16 protein-coding genes are annotated in these 19,765 nt (G+C 44.6%); 11 read left to right on the top strand and 5 right to left on the bottom strand.

Annotation, left to right across the window (positions count from 1 at the left end; translation table 11 throughout):
- The 3 genes from rfbA to galE all read right to left on the bottom strand — a co-directional run.
- The coding region (gene rfbA / locus ACTHSP_RS09005) for a glucose-1-phosphate thymidylyltransferase RfbA (protein WP_440345988.1) at nt 1-610 on the bottom strand (610 nt) is incomplete at its 3' end.
- Nucleotides 611-683: 73 nt separating this feature from the next.
- Entirely contained in the window at nt 684-1,751 is a 1,068-nt protein-coding gene (gene rffG / locus ACTHSP_RS09000) for a dTDP-glucose 4,6-dehydratase (protein WP_070826780.1), read from the bottom strand.
- 116 nt (nt 1,752-1,867) lie between these two features.
- Entirely contained in the window at nt 1,868-2,884 is a 1,017-nt protein-coding gene (galE, locus tag ACTHSP_RS08995; protein ID WP_314511908.1) for a UDP-glucose 4-epimerase GalE, read from the bottom strand.
- A 221-nt stretch (nt 2,885-3,105) separates the two neighbouring features.
- Between galE and ACTHSP_RS08990 the strand changes: the two genes are divergently transcribed.
- The 4 genes from ACTHSP_RS08990 to ACTHSP_RS08975 all read left to right on the top strand — a co-directional run bounded on the left by ACTHSP_RS08990 (nt 3,106) and on the right by ACTHSP_RS08975 (nt 7,286).
- Nucleotides 3,106-3,336, top strand: a complete 231-nt coding sequence (locus tag ACTHSP_RS08990) for an acyl carrier protein (protein WP_003747973.1) — start codon at nt 3,106-3,108, stop codon at nt 3,334-3,336.
- Between the two features lie 3 nt (nt 3,337-3,339).
- The gene (locus ACTHSP_RS08985) at nt 3,340-4,779 is read left to right on the top strand and encodes an AMP-binding protein (protein ID WP_314511906.1); all 1,440 of its coding nucleotides are present in this window, start codon (nt 3,340-3,342) and stop codon (nt 4,777-4,779) included.
- Between the two features lies 1 nt (nt 4,780).
- Complete coding sequence (locus ACTHSP_RS08980; RefSeq protein WP_004519077.1) at nt 4,781-6,151, top strand: XcbB/CpsF family capsular polysaccharide biosynthesis protein; 1,371 nt, start codon at nt 4,781-4,783, stop codon at nt 6,149-6,151.
- An 85-nt stretch (nt 6,152-6,236) separates the two neighbouring features.
- Nucleotides 6,237-7,286: an acyltransferase gene (locus ACTHSP_RS08975; protein ID WP_314511905.1), complete on the top strand. Its 1,050-nt coding sequence runs from the start codon at nt 6,237-6,239 to the stop codon at nt 7,284-7,286.
- Nucleotides 7,287-7,357: 71 nt separating this feature from the next.
- Here the strand turns inward: ACTHSP_RS08975 and ACTHSP_RS08970 are convergent, their stop codons facing one another.
- The gene (locus tag ACTHSP_RS08970) at nt 7,358-10,951 is read right to left on the bottom strand and encodes a CDP-glycerol glycerophosphotransferase family protein (RefSeq protein ID WP_314511903.1); all 3,594 of its coding nucleotides are present in this window, start codon (nt 10,949-10,951) and stop codon (nt 7,358-7,360) included.
- A gap of 606 nt (nt 10,952-11,557) precedes the next feature.
- On the opposite strand from ACTHSP_RS08970, the gene ACTHSP_RS08965 reads away from it, so the two are divergent.
- The 6 genes from ACTHSP_RS08965 to ACTHSP_RS08940 all read left to right on the top strand — a co-directional run bounded on the left by ACTHSP_RS08965 (nt 11,558) and on the right by ACTHSP_RS08940 (nt 18,238).
- A complete protein-coding gene (locus tag ACTHSP_RS08965) occupies nt 11,558-12,733 on the top strand; it encodes a polysaccharide biosynthesis/export family protein (RefSeq protein ID WP_314511901.1) in 1,176 nt (391 codons plus the stop codon).
- 11 nt (nt 12,734-12,744) lie between these two features.
- Nucleotides 12,745-13,914, top strand: a complete 1,170-nt coding sequence (locus ACTHSP_RS08960; RefSeq protein WP_314511899.1) for a capsule biosynthesis protein — start codon at nt 12,745-12,747, stop codon at nt 13,912-13,914.
- Nucleotides 13,914-14,711 carry an ABC transporter permease gene (locus ACTHSP_RS08955; protein ID WP_063068518.1) on the top strand — a complete coding sequence of 266 codons (798 nt, stop codon included), beginning with the start codon at nt 13,914-13,916 and terminating at the stop codon, nt 14,709-14,711. Before ACTHSP_RS08960 ends, ACTHSP_RS08955 begins: the two co-directional genes overlap by 1 nt.
- Complete coding sequence (locus tag ACTHSP_RS08950; protein WP_036492188.1) at nt 14,708-15,358, top strand: ABC transporter ATP-binding protein; 651 nt, start codon at nt 14,708-14,710, stop codon at nt 15,356-15,358. Before ACTHSP_RS08955 ends, ACTHSP_RS08950 begins: the two co-directional genes overlap by 4 nt.
- Nucleotides 15,359-15,422: 64 nt before the next feature.
- Nucleotides 15,423-17,696: a Tex family protein gene (locus ACTHSP_RS08945; protein ID WP_440345987.1), complete on the top strand. Its 2,274-nt coding sequence runs from the start codon at nt 15,423-15,425 to the stop codon at nt 17,694-17,696.
- A gap of 200 nt (nt 17,697-17,896) precedes the next feature.
- Nucleotides 17,897-18,238 (top strand): hypothetical protein, encoded by a 342-nt coding sequence (locus tag ACTHSP_RS08940; protein WP_440345986.1) that lies wholly within the window; start codon nt 17,897-17,899, stop codon nt 18,236-18,238.
- 57 nt (nt 18,239-18,295) lie between these two features.
- Here the strand turns inward: ACTHSP_RS08940 and ACTHSP_RS08935 are convergent, their stop codons facing one another.
- Complete coding sequence (locus ACTHSP_RS08935) at nt 18,296-19,186, bottom strand: LysR family transcriptional regulator (protein ID WP_308881913.1); 891 nt, start codon at nt 19,184-19,186, stop codon at nt 18,296-18,298.
- Nucleotides 19,187-19,314: 128 nt separating this feature from the next.
- Here ACTHSP_RS08935 and ACTHSP_RS08930 point away from each other — a divergent pair, with 128 nt between their 5' ends.
- Entirely contained in the window at nt 19,315-19,710 is a 396-nt protein-coding gene (locus tag ACTHSP_RS08930; RefSeq protein ID WP_440345985.1) for a DoxX family protein, read from the top strand.
- Nucleotides 19,711-19,765 lie beyond the last annotated feature (55 nt).

The raw sequence follows: 19,765 nt of genomic DNA, 5'->3' as shown, positions 1-19,765 counted from the left end.
ACATTTGGTTGAGGTCGGAAATTTCCAATTCGCCGCGGGCGGACGGTTTGATTTGTTTGGCGAACTCGACGACGCGTTGGTCGTAGAAGTATAAGCCGGTTACCGCCCAATCGGATTTGGGCTGTTGCGGTTTCTCTTCGATAGACAGGGCGTTGAAGTTTTCGTCAAATTCAACCACGCCGAAACGCTCGGGGTCTTTGACTTGATAGCCGAATACGGTTGCGCCGTGGGTCTTGGCGGCGGCCTGTTTCAATGTTTGCGTAAACGATTGGCCGTAGAAAATATTGTCGCCCAAAACCAAGCAGACATTGTCGTTGCCGATAAATTCTTCGCCGATGATAAATGCCTGTGCCAAGCCGTCCGGACTGGGTTGAACGGCATAGCTGATGGAAATGCCGAAATCGCTGCCGTCGCCGAGCAGGCGCTTGAAAGAGGCGTTGTCTTCGGGCGTGGTAATCACCAAAATATCGCGGATTCCTGCCAGCATCAATACGGACAGGGGATAATAAATCATGGGTTTGTCGTACACGGGCAGCAGCTGTTTGGATACGCCGCGTGTGATGGGGTAGAGGCGAGTGCCGCTGCCGCCGGCAAGGATAATGCCTTTCATGGGTTTTCTCCTGAGTAGTGTGTGTTTGCGTGATTTTCAGACGGCCTAATATGGGAACAAGCCGTCTGAAAACTTATTTTCCAGTGCCTAAACGTTCCAAACGGTAGCTACCGTTCAATACGTTTTGCCACCAGGTTTTGTTGTCCAAATACCATTGCACTGTTTTGCGGATGCCGGATTCGAATGTTTCCTGAGGTTTCCAGCCCAGTTCCCTGCCGATTTTGGCAGCGTCAATGGCGTAGCGTACGTCATGGCCGGGGCGGTCTTGTACGAAAGTAATCAAATCTTCATACCGTGCCACGCCGGCCGGTTTTTCAGGAACAAGCTCTTCCAGCAGGGCGCAGATGGTTTTGACAACTTCAATATTGGCTTTTTCATTGTGGCCGCCGATATTGTAGGTTTCGCCGACAACGCCTTCGGTAACAACCTGATACAGCGCGCGCGCGTGGTCTTCGACAAACAGCCAGTCGCGGATTTGCATACCGTCGCCGTACACGGGCAGCGGTTTGCCGTCGAGCGCGTTCAGAATCATCAGCGGAATGAGTTTTTCCGGGAAATGATAAGGACCGTAGTTGTTGGAACAGTTGGTTACAATGGTCGGCAAACCGTAAGTACGCAACCATGCGCGGACGAGGTGGTCGCTGGACGCTTTAGAAGCAGAGTAGGGACTGGACGGCGCGTAGGGCGTGGTCTCGGTAAATAAATCGTCCGTACCGTGCAAATCGCCATAGACTTCATCGGTAGAAATATGGTGGAAGCGGAAGGCTTCGCGTTTTTCAGACGGCATTTGTTGCCAGTAGGCGCGGGCCGCTTCAAGCAGATTGAATGTACCGACGATATTGGTTTGGATAAACTCGCCTGCCGAATCGATAGAGCGGTCGACATGGCTTTCCGCAGCCAAGTGCATCACGGCATCAGGCTGGTGTTGTGCAAACACGCGGTCGAGTTCTGCGCGGTCGCAAATATCCACTTGCTCAAAAGCATAGCGAGGATTATTGGCTACCTCGGTCAAAGATTCCAAATTGCCGGCATAAGTCAGTTTATCGACATTGACGACAGAGTCTTGGGTGTTTTGGATAATATGACGGACAACGGCAGAACCGATAAAGCCCGCGCCGCCGGTAACAAGGATTTTTTTCATAAGTTTCAGAGGATAGTCAAAATAATATAAACGGATTATAGCAGACAGAATGTGTGTTTTTCAGATAAAGAGGCCGTCTGAAAACATCTCTTTCAGACGGCCTGTATTAAGTCAACTTAATCGTTGTAGCCATTTGGGTTGTTGCTGACCCAACGCCATGAGTCTTCCATCATCTGCGCCAAATCGCGTTTGGTTTCCCAACCGGTCTGCGCTTTGGTGTAGGCAGGGTCGGCGTAGAAACAGGCCAAATCGCCATCGCGACGCGGTTTGATTTGGAACGGAATGGTCAAACCGGAGGCTGCCTCAAAAGCACGGATGATTTCTAATACCGAATAAGCACGCCCTGAACCCAAATTAAACAGGTGTACGCCCGAAACATCACTTTTCGCCTGCATCGCCGCCACATGGCCTTCCGCCAAATCCATCACATGGATATAGTCGCGCATACCCGTACCGTCTGGGGTAGGGTAGTCATCGCCGAAAACCGACAATTGCGGCAGCTTGCCTGAAGCCACTTGGCAGATATAAGGCAGCAGATTGTTTGGGATACCGTTTGGCTGCTCGCCGATCAAACCGCTTTCATGTGCACCGATAGGGTTGAAATAGCGCAACAAAATCACGCTCCAGCGCGGATCGGCCTTTTGGATATCCGTCAAAATGCGCTCCACCATAGACTTAGACGTGCCGTAGGGGCTGGTCGTATCTCCCGGTTGCATATCTTCCGTATAAGGTACTTTACCCGGATCGCCGTAAACCGTAGCCGATGAACTGAACACAATCTTAAATACACCGGCACGCGCCATTTCTTCAGCCAAAACCAAACTGCCCGACACATTGTTGTCATAGTATTTCATTGGTTCGGCCACGCTTTCACCGACTGCCTTCAAGCCGGCAAAATGGATGACGGCATCAATATCGTGTTCCGCAAAGATTTGACGCAACACTTCACGATCACGGATATCCCCTTGGTAAAAAGGCACAGACTTGCCGGTAATCTTTTCCAAGCGCGGGAGGATGTTGGCAGACGAATTGCATAAATTGTCCAAAATTACGGCATTAAAGCCTGATTTCAGCAGGGAAACAACGGTATGAGAACCGATAAAACCGGTACCGCCGGTAATAAGAATAGTCATTGGTTTTCCTTAATTAAAATTGTGTTTGGAAGTCGTGAAACCGGTTGGCTGAAAATACAAACGCTTTCAGCTGACTTGATGTAAATGTTGTCAAAGAGGGACTGCTTTATTTGGATATTGTATATTTAGTTACCTGAAAAGTAAAAAAATATGGGATAATCACAGTGTTATGCACAGGGTGCAAAGCGTTATCATTTCAATTTTAATAAAAGGATCTTACCATGTCAGTATCTAACGAAGTTTTGGCATTGATTTCACAAGTTGCACAAAAACAAGTGTCAGCAAATGAAGAATTGTTGTCTACAGGACTTATTGATTCTGTGAGCGCAATGGATTTGGTTATGGCCATCAAGCAAAAATTTGATGTTGATTTGCCGTTTGAGCAACTGGTTGATATTTTGGCAAACTCAGCCAATATCATTCAATATGTTGAAAATAATTACAAAGGCTAAATCATGAAACAATTAAATGAATTCCAAAATCTTGATGATTTTTTGGAATACCGTTTCAGCCAAACTTCGGGAAAAGCGTTAGTTAATGATACTCAGGAATGTTCTTGGGAAGAGTTGCGCGTAAAAATAGCCGCATTTATCGAGGCTTACAAAAGCATAGCAGATATTACCAAAAACATTCCTTTGGTGTTGCACGGCCATAAAGAAATTGATTTTGCAGTGGCAATTTATGCCTGCTTATTAAACAAAATCCCTTTTATTCCGGTGGATAGTATTTATCCTGAAAGCCGTCTGAACAATATCTGCCAACTGTCGAAAGCACGCTTTGTGTACCGTTCGGCAACGCAAACTTTTGAAAAGCAGACTGACGACGAAGTAGAGCTGGCTGAAAAAGATTTGGCTTACATCATGTTTACTTCAGGAACAACCGGCGCACCTAAGGGTGTGCAAATCGGTCGTGAAGCTGTATTCAACCTGATGAAATGGATGAAAGAGCAGCTTAATTTAGCAGCACCTAATGTGTTTATGAATCAGGCTCCGTTTGCGTTTGATTTGTCAATGTACGAAATCTTTGGCAACTTGGCTTACGGTGGTTGCATTGTCATGAACAGTCGTGATGCTATTTCTAATCCTGCCACCTGGATTGATTTTTTGGCCAAACAACAAATTACTACTTGGGTTTCCACGCCTTCTTTTGCCATGCAGCAGCTGCTTAACCCTAAATGCAGTCAGGCTACTTTACCGAGTTTGAAAGAATTTTTGTTCTGTGGCGAAAAACTTGGCAAACCAGTAGTAAATATGATTTTTCAAAAATTTCCCGGTGTCCGCGTTATCAATACCTATGGTCCGACTGAAGCTACTGTAGCAACAACTTACGTTGATATTACACCTGATATGCTGGCGGCAGAAGAAGAGTTGCCTGTAGGCGTTGCCGTGCTTAATTCCAAATTAGAGATTGTTGACGAAGAGATTTGGATTAGCGGTAATCATGTAATGCGTGGCTATCTGAACAACGAAACTGAAAATGCTAAACGCTTGGTCGTACACAGTGCAGATAACCGCACTTATAAAACAGGTGACTACGGTTTTGAAAAAAATGGATTGTTCTATGTACAAGGCCGTAAAGACGAGCAGATTAAGCTCAATGGCTATCGTATCGAACTTTCAGAAATTGAAGAAAAAATCCTTAACCTTAAGGAATTTGCCTTTGATAATGTGGCAGTAGTGGCTTTGAAGCGCAACACAGGCGCAGTATTGCGTTTGGTGTGTTTCTATACAGCCAAGCAAAATGCCGATACTCAGGCGATCAAAGACGCATTAGTACAAAATTTACCGTCTTACATGATGCCGTCTGAATTTATTCACATTGATGAAATTCCAGTCAGCACCAACCACAAAACCGACAAAAAAGCATTGTTGGAAAAATATCAGCAGGGTTTATAAAATGGATTTATATCAAATTCAGCAAAACATCTTACGAAAAGCCAAGATTGATCCTCAAAAGGTTAACGCTTGGATTTATAACAATCAAAGTATAGTGTTTGATTTTCTGTTGAACGACTATTTTGTCAGCGTCAGTTATACGGCAGTAGGACAAACCTTTAACTTTATTGAGCGTAATAAGAGCAAAATTTCTAAGATTTCCGGCTTCCATAAATTTCTGAAATATATTTCAGAAATTTATGGAAGTTACCCACAATCGGTTAATCAAGAAAAGACAGTATTGTCTTTTAAATTTGCTGAAACCGATTGGGCAAAAATCGAGGATAAATTTAGTGAGATTTTAGAAGTCACTTCCATTTATCTTGGCAGCGAACTGTGCTACATCCTGAATGTTGAAAAAAATAAAGGCATTAATTTAGCCGAGTATTTGGATAAGCCGGAAGTTGAATACATTGGTGTTAAAGGTGACAGTAATGAGTTTTTCCTAAGCTATGCTCGGAATCATGGACTAAGTGATTATGTTTATGAGCTAAATAATAGAGGCTTTTTAGCTGTTGAACACAAAATGGGTGTAAGTGTGTTCCGTCGTGTGAACAAGCACAGTTATAAAGATCTTCTGGCTTATTTCCCAGACTCTTTCCATGAGTTGGAAAATGTCATTTATACTGTTGAAGCACCGAAAGTATTGAGTGCCAACAAGAAAAACCTATTGGTATTGTTCTCTTATACCAATAAGAGTAATGAGAATATGGTTGACCGTTATTATAGCCACCCATTTCCATTTATCAGCAACAGCATTATGCCAAATACTTATATCATCCGTATGGCTGATGTATCAGACGCGTTTGGCAGTCACGGGTTGAATACAAAGTTTGATGAAAATATCGAAGACAATATCCAGCGTTTCATTAAGAGCCTGATGAATATTTATGGCGTAGATAAGAAAAACGTAGTCATTTGCGGTGCATCATCAGGCGGTACAGGAGCGGTATATCACGGCTTAATTGGTGGGTACAAAACCTTTGCAATCGACCCATTTTTGGGCAACCATAAATACTATGGTGGCAAAGATCCATTGTATCTGCATTCTATCCGTACGCCGATTTTGGAGACTTTCAAAAAGCTACCAGATGTAATTGATCATAACCTTGAAAATCAAGTGGTCATTTCATCGGCTAAGGTATCAGAGTTTTACCCGGATATTAAAGAGCTGAAAGAAGCATTGCCTACAGTTGTATTATGCGAGTTTGACTTTGAAAAAATTCAAAAGCACATAGATTTTTCAGGCAACACAGTATTCTTGTCCAATACCATTATCAATAATTTGCTGTTGGACATCCATATCACTGATTCGGACATTAATCTGAACTAAATGCGAAGTAAATAGACAGTAAGTTTAAAATTTACTGTCTATTTTTTTAATATTTGAACCATATTTATCATGTTTGGGGAATGTAATGTTAGGTAAAACAGCTGAAGAATTTCAGCAAGAAATTCTTAAAAGTATCAAATTAAAGAATACGTCTGTTGATGTTTATTATCAGCAGAATGTGTACTGCAATTTCAAATCTGACCGTGAAACACCATTTTCTGTCAGCTTAAATTTAGATTGGCAGAAGATTTTCCTGTTTTATCGTAATAAAAGTGAGATAGATAATATCGGAGAAATGTTTCCAAACTTCAGCTTATCTAAGCAGGATGGGGATAATGTATACATTTATGATGTCAGTACTTTGGATTTTGCCCAAACCTGTGCGGTATTTATCAAATTGGCCGAACGTGCGGAACAATATTTTTCTGAACGGCCAGTAGTTAACAGCTGCAAAAAAGAGGTGATGTCGGGTAATTATATCGACACCTCCGGAAATAAAATTACTGCACCTGATAATCTGCGAAACTGTCATTTCCAATTTCTAGGAGGAGGTGGGAATGAAGTTGTTATCCACCCTAATGCAAACTTGCGTAATGTATTTTTGGAATTTTTAGGCAAGGACAGTAAAGTCTATATTGGAGAAAATGTTTCTATGCAAGGCCAATGGTGTTTGGGAGTAGGCTGTACGATTAACATCGGCAGTAAAACCACCAGTACCAATCCGGTTTATATTACTGTTGCCGAACATACAACCTTGTCCATTGGTGAAGATTGTATGTTTGCCACTAATAATCAAATCCGTACTGATGATGCACACCCGATTTATGATGTTCATACTGGAAAACGTTTAAATGTTTCTAAAGACGTTACCATTGGAGACAGAGTGTGGGTAGCCTATGGCGCAACAATTTGGGGTGGTACAAAGATTGGTAGCGGTAGTATTGTTGGTGCATTTTCGGTAGTGAAAAAACATTTTCCTAATAACTGTGTTATTGCAGGCGTACCGGCTAAAGTCATACGCAAAGATGTATTTTGGGAACGCAATAATGTTTTATACACAGATATAGATGAAGGTAAGGATTTGGCAGAAATGAATCATGTTACCTATATCAATTCAACAGTAGAACTTGATTAGTGAATTTAACAGTAAAGGCCGTCTGAAAACATAGAAGTTTTCAGACGGCCTTTTTTAAGATAAGACTGAGATTACTCTAAACAAGCCAATTGTTTTTTCAGACACTCAGCCTGTAATGCCTTGTCACCTTTCGCTTCGGCTATTTCAGCTGCCAGTTTCCAATATGCTGCTGTGTCTTGTAGAGAGAGGCTGTCAAAATAACGTTGTGCTGCCTGATGGTTTTTCAGACGGCATAAAGAAGTTGTATAAAGATACATCGTTTCCGGTGAGGTTTGTGCAAAATCAGCCAATATTTTGGTGACAGACTCCCAATCTTGGTTTTGGGCAAGTTTTTCAGCTTCATACAAGGCTAAAGAAGGATTCTCAGGATATTTTTGGCGCAGTTGAGCCAATAGATATCCTTCGCCGTCAGTGTTGCCGGTAGCGTACATTTTTTTCAGATAATCGACTGTTAAATCTTCAGGAATTAAGAGCAGATTTTCTTCAAAGGCACGGTTAAGCTGGGTAAATAGTTTTTCAGAATCACCGCGTAATTTTGCCAGTCTTGCAATGGCGATACGGCAACTTGGATTATTCTGAGTATGTTTTTCAAAAGCAACCAAAAACTGATGCGCGCCTTGTAAGTTACCAAGTTTCATGCAGAGGTAAGAAGCCAATAGCTCGGGTTTGAGATAACCTTTTGTGCGATCGTCCAAGCTATCAATATACGTTTTCAGTAAAGCCAATGCTACAAAATAATTCTGCTCCGATAGTTTTTGTGCTACGGCTAACAAAGGTTGATATGAGTCGGGTAAGTCTGTACCTATCCGGGCAAACAGTTTTTCAGACGGCCTTTTTGCTTGATGAAACGAGGCTGCAAGCAATGCGACAAGTAAATCATTTTGCGTTCCTATATGCTCGTTTTCAGCAAAAAATTCCGCCCCTTTAACGGCATTACCAATATATAAGTCCATTTTCGCATGCCAGTAACCTGCGGTATCGGGATAATCAGGTAACAGGTTTTGCAAAGTGTCAAACTGGTTGCTTTCAAATAAAGCGTTCAGATAGCGATGGCGATAATCAGCTGTTTCTTCCGCATTCAGACGGCCTGTATTAAGCAGAGTTTGGATACGGGTTGCTGCCAAGTCCCATGCATGAAGTTTCTCAGCTTGGGTAATCATATTCTGAATAATAGGCAGATTATCTGTAATGTCAGGTTGGTCAAGTGCTGTAATAGACTGATAGACACGCTCACAATTATTCGAATCCCTAAATTGGAATGTTTTGTCGATACGTTTTTGATATAAATCAGGTACTTTAGCTTGATTGTTTACTAGATCTTTTAATGCTGCCAGAAGTTCTGTTTCATTATAAGCAACTGCACCAAAACCATCTCGGTTATAGTCAAAATAACCTTTTTGATAGGTGTGATTTCCACTGGAGAATACTTCATCATAATCGAATTGATAATACAAAATAGCTTTATTCAAGTAGGCTACATCAAATGCAACAGATGAATAGTCTGTAATCAAGATGCTAGTATTTTGGAAGACGGATTGGATGTTACCTTCTGAATAGCTATAGATTTTAATAAAGTCAGGTACAGTGAACTCATCCATGTATTCCTGAATACTTGGATGTGGTGCAAAGACGATTTGATAACCTTGATCATTCAGTTCTTTTAATATGGCGTGATTCATGAAACCATGCCAATGTCTGGCATAGTTAGTTTTCATGAAATCAGGGTTTCTTGTTCGTTCTGTACCTGAAATATATGTGCCTACAATGGAGCTACGCCATGTTGGCATAATTAAAATCTGCTTAGATTCGGTATTGTTATTGATAAGTAAACGGTCATAACGAGGGAAACCTGTCAGTTTAACTTCTTTTTTACCAAATTTATAAGCAGTCGTATTGTCCACAATAGAATGGTATTCTGGATTTGTCGCTGTAACGAAACAAGCAATTTTTTTGGTATTTAACCAACCTGATAAATCATCTTTCGTAATGCCATGTTGTAAAAAGACGTAGTCTTTATCTAATAGGGAATTATCTTTGAAATAATGTGTGATATATCCATCAACATGACTACTGATGATTTTTGCGCAGTCTTTTAATTTACTCTCAAATGCAGATGAGCCAAATTCAAGCAAATTAAACCCATCTTGTTCGAGCCTTTTCCAATCAGAGGAGGTTTTTTTCAGGGCAAAATAAATATCTTGTTCTGGATGATTTTCACTAATATAACGATATAAGTGTTCTGCATTATCATCGGCCTGATTGTCCCTATCCATTAAAATCCAGTCATTCGATTTAACCGTGGATTTTTGTTTGAATGAAGTGAATACTGCTTCGATTGGTAGTTTGTCAAATTGTTTTCCTGAGAATGTTAATTTGGCTCTTTTACCGGCTAAAAAAAGTTCTAAATCGCCCATGTCGTGACAAGGAAGCCATGTGCGGTATTCTTTAGTGTATAAACTGCCTAGAAAGTCATAGACAACTTCTTTTTGGTATTTAGGGAATATTTCCTTACCATTGATTACCCATTGTTCGATAATTGGAAAATTTGAAAAATATTTCACCAAAATCTGTTTCTTTTTCAAATCAAAATCTTCAATATAAGCAATTTGATTCTTAGGTGCTGTATTTTTAAATAAACCGAGCAGAGCTACTTTTTGGAAAAACCATGTCCCTGCTAAATTAAAGCGAAGAATTGTTGCTTCATCAATATATGAAAACATTTCATGTAATAAGGCAACGAAATGTTTTTTTTGCTCTTCGTTTAGATGTGACAATGCTGCAGGTTTATTTACGATACGACCAAAATACCAGATGATATGGTATAGGACGATTCTTTGAATATGCTCAGGGACTTTTCCAAATTTCATTTTGGCTGTTTTCAAAATTTCAATACAGCCTTTTTCAATTACCCTAGAAAATAGTAATGGATTGTTCCATGCTCCATCTAACGTGGACGAACCATCAGAACGTTTTCGATAAAAATAACTGATTTTTGACAGAAAAGCAGCATTAGTTGAGGCATCAGTATTTAGAATATAATCGGTAACAAATTTTGCATCTTCAAAGCTAGGTTTCATTGCCTCATCAAAATAAATATGTGCATTACGGATATTATCAATTTTGAAAAAAGCAGTACTTGCAGATAATTGTAGGTGATCTTTTAGATTAGATAATGGAAGGACAATATCCCCTTTAGCAAAACGATATTTTAAGGGGTGTGTATCTTTCACCATGTCTTTATCTTCAAAGTAGAATACTAATGGGCAACCTACTATGCTAATGTTGGCATTATTACTTAAGAAGTTATCTGTCTTGTAGAAGTAATCAGAAGAAACAAAGTCATCTGGATCTATGAATGTTACCCATTCGGTTTCAACATGTTGTAAACCCAGATTGCGTGCCGAGGCCTGGCCGCCATTTTCTTTGTAAAAATAATGGATATTTCGGGGAAACTTGGCTTGCCATCGTTTGATGATTTCTGCCGAATGGTCGGTTGATCCATCATCCACTAGAATGATTTGAATGTGTTTTTTGAAATCCAAGCTTTGTTTGACGATACTGTCAAAGTATTCATCAAGGTATTTTTCGACGTTATAAACGGCTGAAACGATTGTAAATTGATTATTACCTTCGTATTTTAAGGGAAGGTATTTTTTGAGTTTCATTACACGTTTGGCATACATGTCGCGAAAAAAGAGTTTTGGGTCACGAAGAAGTTTTCTAAGTTTTCTATTCATTGTACGTTATCCAAATTTATAAATTAGTGAATAATATTGTTTAAATATGCGTATTAATGTCTTAATAGTTATTTAGATCAAGAGATCTTATTTGGGAAATTGTTGGTATCGAAAGTAGAGTATTTAACCAAATTCTTCCAAAAATTTAATATGTTATACAGAGAATTTACTATAATGATAACATATTTTACAATGTGGTATAGGTGGAATAGCTGGCTGCTTAGCGTTATTTGGTATGAAATTTGTGGGGAAGGAGTGTCTCGCTATTTTTAACGAAGCTACATACCGTTTTGAAACTGCCGGTTTTTAATAATGGAATGGCGAGTCAAGGAGGCGCATCGACAATTGTAATGAGGTATGCTTTGCGAGGAGATTGCGGCCAGCAAAGAGGATGCTTGGTCTTAGAGTTATTTTTTTAAGTCGTTTCATTTTTGCAATGTGGTAAAAATCGGACGTCGTTTTTCAGACGGCCTAAATTGATTTTCAGATGTTATAATGATGGAATTGAATTCCAAGTATATTAGGATTTTATCTGTGTTTAAAGCTAAATTTTTTGGTCAGCGCGCGATGTTGCTGATGTTCAGTACAGTATTGTCGGCGTGTAGTCTTCTTCCTGCTTCCGGTCCAAGTACTGGTAAAGTTGTTGCTTTGGGACAACAAAATGAAGCAAATATTCCCGATGTGGAATTGGTAGATGTTAATGCTGATGTGGCTGCTTCTCTTTATCAAGCTCAAGTGGGTCAATCCTTGGCCCAGCTGGGAGAGGGCTATGCTTCTGTCGGTGCCATTGACGTCGGTGATATGTTGGACATTACGATTTGGGAAGCTCCTCCGGCTGTGTTGTTCGGCGGGGCTTTGTCGTCTACCGGTTCGGGTAATGCGCAGCAAACGAAGCTTCCTGAACAGATGGTCAGCTCTGCAGGTACGATTTCTGTGCCGTTTATCGGCGATGTGTCTGTCCTCGGTAAAACACCGGTTCAGGTGCAAAACATTATTAAAGGCCGTCTGAAAAAAATGGCGAACCAGCCGCAGGTAATGGTGCGCATGGTGCAAAACAATGCGGCGAATGTATCGGTTATCCGTGCGGGTAACAGTGTACGTATGCCTTTGACGGCTGCAGGCGAGCGTGTGTTGGATGCGGTGGCTGCGGTGGGCGGTTCGACTGCGAATGTACAAGATACGAACGTACAGTTGACACGCGGTAATGTTGTGAGAACGATTGCTTTGGAAGATTTGGTGGCGCATCCGCGTCAAAATATTTTGTTGCGTCGCGGTGATGTAGTCACAATGATTACAAATCCGAGCACATTTACTTCTATGGGTGCAGTCGGTCGCGCACAGCAGATCGGTTTCTCTGTGAAAGGCTTGTCTTTGGCCGAGGCTGTGGGACGTATGGGCGGTCTGCAGGATTATAGTGCAGATGCGCGCGGCGTATTTGTATTCCGTTATGCGCCTTTGTCTGAGTTGCCGCCGGAAAAACAATCTAAATGGGCAGAAAAAGGGTATGGCGATCGTGCGGAAATTCCTGTGGTTTACCGTTTGAATCTGACAGATGCAAATTCTATGTTTTGGATGCAGCGTTTTCCTGTGAAGGATAAGGACGTGGTGTACGTATCGAATGCGCCGTTGGCTGAAGTACGTAAGTTCTTGTCATTTGTGTTCTCGCCTGTGGTTAGCGGTGCGAGCAGTATTAATAATTTAACGAATTAATGGGGAAAATAATGTCTGAACAAGTTTCTACAAATGTGGATGTGAAACCGGAACAACCGGCTCCCGAAAAGGAAAAGGCCAAGAAGTCTTGGTTGCGTAAGATTAATCCGCTGCTTTGGGTAACGGTTATCGTGCCGACTTTGTGTTCCGGTGTGTATTACGGACTATTTGCTTCTGATCAGTTCACATCCCAGTCCAGCTTTGTGGTGCGTTCTCCTAAGAGCCAATCGTCTTTGAACGGTTTGGGCGCTATTTTGCAGGGGTCTGGTTTTTCTCGTTCTCAAGACGATATTTATACCGTGCAGGAATATATGCAGTCGCGTTCAGCTTTGGACGCGTTGCGTAAGAAAATGCCCGTTCGTGATTTTTATGAAAAAGAAGGCGACATCTTCAGCCGTTTTAATGGTTTTGGCCTACGTGGCGAGGATGAAGCGTTTTATCAATACTACCGAGATAAGGTATCCATCCATTTTGACTCTGTCTCAGGCATTTCCAATTTGAGCGTTACATCGTTCAATGCCGGTGAATCTCAAAAGATTAATGATGCTTTGCTCAAACAGGGTGAGGTATTGATCAACCAGCTGAACGAACGTGCGCGTCAGGATACGATTCGTTATGCTCAGGAAGTGGTCAATTCGGCTGAAGAACAAGTTAAAGAGGCTTCTGCCCAATTGACAAAATTCCGTGTGTCCAACGGTATTTTCGACTTGAAGGCGCAATCCGATGTGCAAATGGGTTTGGTGTCTAAATTGCAGGACGAGTTGATTGTCATTCAAACCCAGCTTGACCAGGTAAAAGCTGTTACGCCTGAAAACCCGCAAATTCCAGGTTTGATTGCGCGCGAGAAGAGCTTGCGTAAAGAAATCTCGCAACAAATGAAAGCGATTTCCGGCGGTGGCGAGGGTTCGTTGTCCAATCAGGCGGCGGAATATCAGCGCGTGTATCTGGAAAACGAATTGGCCGAGAAACAATTGGCTGCAGCGATGACTTCTTTGGAAAGTGCAAAAGCGGAAGCAGATCGTCAGCAATTGTATTTGGAAGTGATTTCCCAACCGAACAAACCTGACTTGGCGCATGAGCCAAACCGTCTGTACAACATTGTGGCAACGTTTGTCATCGGTTTGATTGTCTATGGCATTGCTGTGTTGCTGTCTGCAAGTATCCGTGAGCATAAAAACTGATGAAAGAGCTACATAAAACATCGTTTTTGGAGTCGCTGCTTATCCAAAAAAGGGTAATCGGCGCACTCTTAATGCGTGAAATTATTACTCGCTACGGTCGTAATAACATTGGTTTTTTGTGGTTATTTGTCGAACCTTTGCTGCTGACTTTGGTTATGGTGTTGATGTGGAAGTTTTTCCGCATGCACAACGTGTCGGCTTTGAATATCGTGGCTTTCACGCTGACAGGCTATCCGATGATGATGATGTGGCGTAATGCCTCTAATCGCGCCATCGGTTCGATTGCGGCCAATACAAGCCTGCTGTATCACCGAAATGTACGTGTTTTAGATACCATTTTTGCGCGTATGTTGTTGGAGATTGCCGGTGCCACCATTGCGCAGGTTGTGATTATGTTCGCATTGGTCGTCATCGGCTGGATTGATGTACCGGCAGATATTTTCTATATGTTGTTGGCTTGGCTTTTGATGGCTATGTTTGCCGTTGGATTGGGGCTGGTCATCTGTTCGGTGGCATTTCACTTTGAGCCGTTTGGCAAGGTTTGGAGTACCATCAGTTTTGTGATGATGCCTTTGTCCGGCGTGTTTTTCTTCGTACACAACCTGCCTCAGCAGTTGCAACACTATGTGCTGATGCTTCCGATGGTGCATGGTACAGAAATGTTCCGTGCCGGATATTTTGGTAACAGCGTTACGACTTACGAAAATCCTTGGTATATTTTGTTGTGTAATTTAGTTTTGCTGCTGCTTGGTTTGGCGATGGTGGCGAGATTCAGCAAAGGGGTTGAGCCGCAATGATTTCAGTTGAACACGTTTCCAAGCGCTATCTGACCCGCCAAGGTTGGCGGACAGTCTTGCACGATATCAACTTCAAAATGGAGAAGGGCGAGAAAATCGGTATTCTCGGCCGCAACGGTGCAGGTAAATCGACGCTTATTCGTTTGATTAGCGGCGTTGAGCCGCCGACCACGGGCGAAATCAAGCGGACGATGAGTATTTCTTGGCCTTTGGCATTCTCCGGTGCGTTTCAAGGCAGTCTGACCGGTATGGACAATTTGCGTTTCATCTGCCGGATCTACAATGTCGATATCGATTATGTGAAGAACTTTACCGAAGAGTTTTCCGAGCTGGGTCAGTATCTTTACGAGCCGGTTAAGCGTTATTCTTCAGGTATGAAGGCGCGTTTGGCATTTGCTTTGTCGTTGGCTGTAGAATTTGACTGCTATTTGATTGACGAAGTGATTGCAGTGGGCGACTCGCGCTTTGCCGATAAATGTAAGTACGAGTTGTTTGAAAAGCGCAAAGACCGTTCCATCATTTTGGTGTCGCACAGCCACAGCGCCATGAAGCAATATTGCGATAATGCGATGGTGCTGGAAAAAGGGCATATGCACCAGTTTGAAGATATGGACAAAGCCTACGAATATTATAATTCGCTGCCTTAAAGCGATTGTTTTTTAAATCAGGCCGTCTGAAATTTCAGACGGCCTGTCCGTTGGAATTCTATTGATGAACATTACTCAAATTCTCTCCCAAGAACTCTCCGCCACTACCGCGCAAATCAATGCCGCCATTGAGCTTTTGGACGACGGCGCGACCGTACCCTTTATCGCGCGTTACCGTAAAGAAGCCACGGGTGGGCTGGACGATACGCAGCTGCGCCAGCTTGCCGAGCGGCTGCAATATCTGCGCGAATTGGAAGATCGCAAAGCCGTTGTTTTAAAAAGTATTGAAGAGCAAGGCAAGCTTTCAGACGACCTCAGGGCGCAAATCGAAGCTGCCGACAACAAAACCGCGCTGGAAGACCTGTATCTGCCCTATAAACCCAAACGCCGTACCAAAGCGCAAATCGCGCGTGAACACGGTTTGCAGCCGCTGGCGGACGTGTTGCTTACCGAGCAGCCGCAGGACGTGGAAGCCGCCGCGCAGGGCTACCTGAACGAAAACGTCCCCGACACCAAGGCCGCGCTGGACGGCGCGCGTGCGATTCTGATGGAGCAGTTTGCCGAAGACGCGGAACTCATCGGCACGCTGCGCGACAAGCTGTGGAACGAAGCCGAAATCCACGCGCAAGTCGTTGAAGGCAAAGAAACCGAAGGCGAAAAATTCAGCGATTATTTCGACCACCGCGAACCCATCCGCACCATGCCCAGCCACCGCGCGCTGGCGGTTTTGCGTGGCCGCAACGAAGGCGTGTTGAACATCGCGCTCAAATACCAGCCCGACGACACGCCGATTACGCAGCAAAGCGAATACGAGCAAATCATCGCCCGCCGTTTTAAGGTTTCAGACGGCCACAAATGGCTGCGCGATACCGTACGCCTGACTTGGCGCGCGAAAATCTTTTTGTCGTTGGAGCTTGAAGCACTAAATCGTCTGAAAGAAGCCGCTGATACCGACGCGATTACCGTGTTCGCCCGCAATCTCAAAGACTTGCTGCTCGCCGCGCCCGCCGGACGGATAACTACTTTGGGTCTCGACCCCGGCTACCGCAACGGCGTGAAATGCGCCGTGGTGGACGACACGGGCAAGTTGCTGGATACGGTCATCGTCTATTTGCATCAAGAAAACAATATGTTGGCAACGCTGTCGCGCCTGATTAAACAACACGGCGTGAAACTCATCGCCATCGGCAACGGCACTGCCAGCCGCGAAACCGACAAAATCGCGGGCGAACTGGTGCGCGGAATGCCCGAAATGGGGCTGCACAAAATCGTCGTTTCCGAAGCCGGCGCATCGATTTATTCCGCGTCCGAACTGGCGGCGCGCGAGTTCCCCGACTTGGACGTTTCCCTGCGCGGCGCGGTGTCCATCGCCCGCAGGCTGCAAGACCCGCTCGCCGAGTTGGTCAAAATCGACCCCAAATCCATCGGCGTGGGGCAGTATCAGCACGACGTGAACCAAAGCCAGCTCGCCAAATCGCTGAATGCAGTGGTCGAAGACTGTGTGAACGCCGTCGGCGTGGATGTGAACACCGCCTCCGCCCCGCTCTTGGCGCGGATTTCCGGTTTGAATCAAACCCTTGCCCAAAATATTGTTGCCTACCGCGATGAAAACGGCGCGTTCGACAGCCGCAAAAAATTGCTGAAAGTACCGCGTTTGGGCGAAAAAACCTTCGAGCAGGCAGCAGGCTTTTTGCGGATTAACGGCGGCAAAGAGCCGTTGGACGCGAGCGCCGTCCACCCCGAAGCCTATCCTGTAGTTGCCAAAATGCTGGCGCAACAAGGCATTACCGCCGCCGAACTCATCGGCAACCGCGAGCGCGTGAAGCAAATCAAAGCGTCCGACTTTACCGACGAACGCTTCGGCCTGCCGACCATTCTGGACATCCTGTCCGAGCTGGAAAAACCCGGCCGCGACCCGCGCGGCGAGTTTCAGACGGCCTCATTCGCTGAAGGTATCCATGAAATCAGCGACTTGCAAGTCGGCATGATACTCGAAGGCGTGGTTTCCAACGTTGCCAACTTCGGCGCGTTCGTGGACATCGGCGTCCATCAGGACGGCTTGGTGCACATCTCCGCCCTGTCCAACAAGTTCGTCCAAGACCCGCGTGAAGTGGTGAAAGCCGGCGATGTGGTGAAAGTAAAAGTGCTGGAAGTCGATGCTGCGCGTAAACGCATTGCGCTGACTATGCGGTTGGATGACGAACTGGGTGGCACAGCCAAAGGCAACAGGCCGTCTGAAACCCGACATCAAGAACGCCGCGACCGCAAACCCCAACGCAACGAGCGAGCCCCAACCAATTCGGCAATGGCGGATGCGTTTGCGAAGTTGAAGCGTTAAGGTAGAAAACCAATTGAAGGCCGTCTGAAAAGTGATGTTCAGACGGCCTTTATCGTATGGGGTGAATTAGATAATTAGTGGAGTGGATATAGTGATGCGTCTATTGAATCTTACCGATACATTTTGTAGTAGGCACATGTAAACAAGCGTATAGTTCCAAATATCACAAACCCATCATCACAACTTTAGGAGTTCAAACCATGAAACCTGTTTTGTTTGCCGCGCTGATTTCCTGTTTCTCCGTTGCTGCGTATGCGGCCTGTACCGACAGCCAGCAGCAGTGCGTGATTTATAAAAACGGCAACGTCGCGACAGAAGGCGGCTGTACGGTCAGCAAGTGCCAAAGTGCCGAGGCGCAAGTGTTGAAATGGAAGCTGAAAAACGGCAAAGGCGTAACCGTTGAAATCGGAAAAAACGGTAAGGTTTTGGTGAACAAGAAACCGGGTGCGAAAGCGAACAACAGCAATGCGTCAGGCATGGGTTTGACATGCTATGCCGCCGATGCGGACAAACGTGAACAGTTCTGCTCGACCAATTATTGATTGGATTGTTGCTTTGATTAAAGGCCGTCTGAAAAGTGTTTCAGACGGCCTTGATGTTTATCCTTCCGATATTTTTTCATTGAGAAAGTCGATAAAGCTGCGCACTTTCGCGCTGAGAAAGGCTCTGTCGACATAGGTGGCGTTCAGTTGGTCTGTCCAGATGGTGTAATCGGGCAGGAGTTGGACCAATGTGCCGTCCTTCAATTCCTGCTGAACTGCCCAAAGGGGCTGATAGCCTATGCCCGCACCTGATTTAATCAGCTCGCGGATCATCAGCGTGTTGTCGCTGCGGATAACGGGGGAGAGGTGGAGGATGGCTTTTTCTCCTGTGGTGCGGTGGGTAATTTCCCAGTCTTGTTGACTGGTATAGGAAGGCAGAATGGCTTGATGCTGCATGACGGCTTCAGGTGTATCGGGTGTGCCGTGTCGGGCAAGATAGTCGGGGGCAGCAAGCAGGACGAACTCGATTTTGGCCAGCGGTTTGACGATCAGCGAAGGGGAGGGAGTTTTGGAAACGCGCAAGGCAAGATCGAAACCTTCGGCGATGAGGTCGATATGGCGGTTGTCTAGGACGAGGTCGAGCGTGACTTTGGGATAACGCTGGCGGTATTCGGCCAACCATGCGCTCATATTGCCGCCTGCAAACCACAGGGGCATGGTAACGCGCAACATACCTTGCGGCGTGTCGGTACCGCCTGCCGCTTTTTGGGCGGCGGTGTCCAAGGTATCCAGCGCGTAGCTGCATTGACGGTAGTATTCTTCGCCTGCTTCGGTCAGGTGGAGGTTGCGGCTGTTGCGGTGTAAGAGCTTGGCTTGAATGGTGTTTTCCAGATGGCTGACGTGTTTGCTGGCCATGGCGGTGGAGATATCGAGCTGATCGGCAGCACGGGTAAAACTGCCGCTTTGAACAACTTGGCGGAAAACTTTTAGGCTGAATAGGGTATCCATGATTTCTTATTAGGAAACGTTGTATCAATAATTCGAGTATATATCTCTTACTGGGAATTATCTATACTGCACTTATTGAAATTGCTCCCTACCTCTTTCAGGTAGCCATTAAAATAAGGATTATTAAGATGTTAGCCCTCAAATCATTCCAACCGGTTGTACTGTCCGTCTTGCGTATTGTTACGGCGTATCTGTTTTTGCTGCATGGTACCGCCAAGTTTTTCAGTTTTCCGATGTCCATGGGCGGCGCGCCTGAAGGCTTGATGCTGGTGGCCGGTATTTTGGAAATTGTCGGCGGTATCTTATTGATATTGGGCCTGTTCACCCGTCCGGCCGCGTTTGTTTTGTCCGGTCAGATGGCAGCCGCCTACTTTATGGCCCACGCGTCTTCTGGTAATGTTTTGTTCCCATTGGCCAACCAGGGTGAATCTGCCGTTTTGTTCTGCTTCGTGTTTTTGTATCTGGCAGTAGCCGGCGGCGGAGCGTGGGCTTTGGATAACGCTTTTGGTAAAGATAAAGATTAATTTAAGGAAAAGATCATGACTTATTCTGTTTTGCAACAAGCTGCTGAAACCCGTC

It is taken from the genome of Neisseria sp. P0001.S005, from assembly GCF_051963715.1.
This window is presented reverse-complemented; position numbering and strand designations above follow the sequence as displayed.

What these genes read in the sequence shown, in the direction of transcription:
- rffG (WP_070826780.1), bottom strand. Translation starts at nt 1,751, where the DNA reads ATGAAAAAAATCCTTGTTACCGGCGGCGCGGGCTTTATCGGTTCTGCC.
- galE (WP_314511908.1), bottom strand. Translation starts at nt 2,884, where the DNA reads ATGACTATTCTTATTACCGGCGGTACCGGTTTTATCGGTTCTCATACC.
- ACTHSP_RS08990 (WP_003747973.1), top strand. Translation starts at nt 3,106, where the DNA reads ATGTCAGTATCTAACGAAGTTTTGGCATTGATTTCACAAGTTGCACAA.
- ACTHSP_RS08985 (WP_314511906.1), top strand. Translation starts at nt 3,340, where the DNA reads ATGAAACAATTAAATGAATTCCAAAATCTTGATGATTTTTTGGAATAC.
- ACTHSP_RS08980 (WP_004519077.1), top strand. Translation starts at nt 4,781, where the DNA reads ATGGATTTATATCAAATTCAGCAAAACATCTTACGAAAAGCCAAGATT.
- ACTHSP_RS08975 (WP_314511905.1), top strand. Translation starts at nt 6,237, where the DNA reads ATGTTAGGTAAAACAGCTGAAGAATTTCAGCAAGAAATTCTTAAAAGT.
- ACTHSP_RS08970 (WP_314511903.1), bottom strand. Translation starts at nt 10,951, where the DNA reads ATGAAACTCAAAAAATACCTTCCCTTAAAATACGAAGGTAATAATCAA.
- ACTHSP_RS08960 (WP_314511899.1), top strand. Translation starts at nt 12,745, where the DNA reads ATGTCTGAACAAGTTTCTACAAATGTGGATGTGAAACCGGAACAACCG.
- ACTHSP_RS08955 (WP_063068518.1), top strand. Translation starts at nt 13,914, where the DNA reads ATGAAAGAGCTACATAAAACATCGTTTTTGGAGTCGCTGCTTATCCAA.
- ACTHSP_RS08950 (WP_036492188.1), top strand. Translation starts at nt 14,708, where the DNA reads ATGATTTCAGTTGAACACGTTTCCAAGCGCTATCTGACCCGCCAAGGT.
- ACTHSP_RS08945 (WP_440345987.1), top strand. Translation starts at nt 15,423, where the DNA reads ATGAACATTACTCAAATTCTCTCCCAAGAACTCTCCGCCACTACCGCG.
- ACTHSP_RS08940 (WP_440345986.1), top strand. Translation starts at nt 17,897, where the DNA reads ATGAAACCTGTTTTGTTTGCCGCGCTGATTTCCTGTTTCTCCGTTGCT.
- ACTHSP_RS08935 (WP_308881913.1), bottom strand. Translation starts at nt 19,186, where the DNA reads ATGGATACCCTATTCAGCCTAAAAGTTTTCCGCCAAGTTGTTCAAAGC.
- ACTHSP_RS08930 (WP_440345985.1), top strand. Translation starts at nt 19,315, where the DNA reads ATGTTAGCCCTCAAATCATTCCAACCGGTTGTACTGTCCGTCTTGCGT.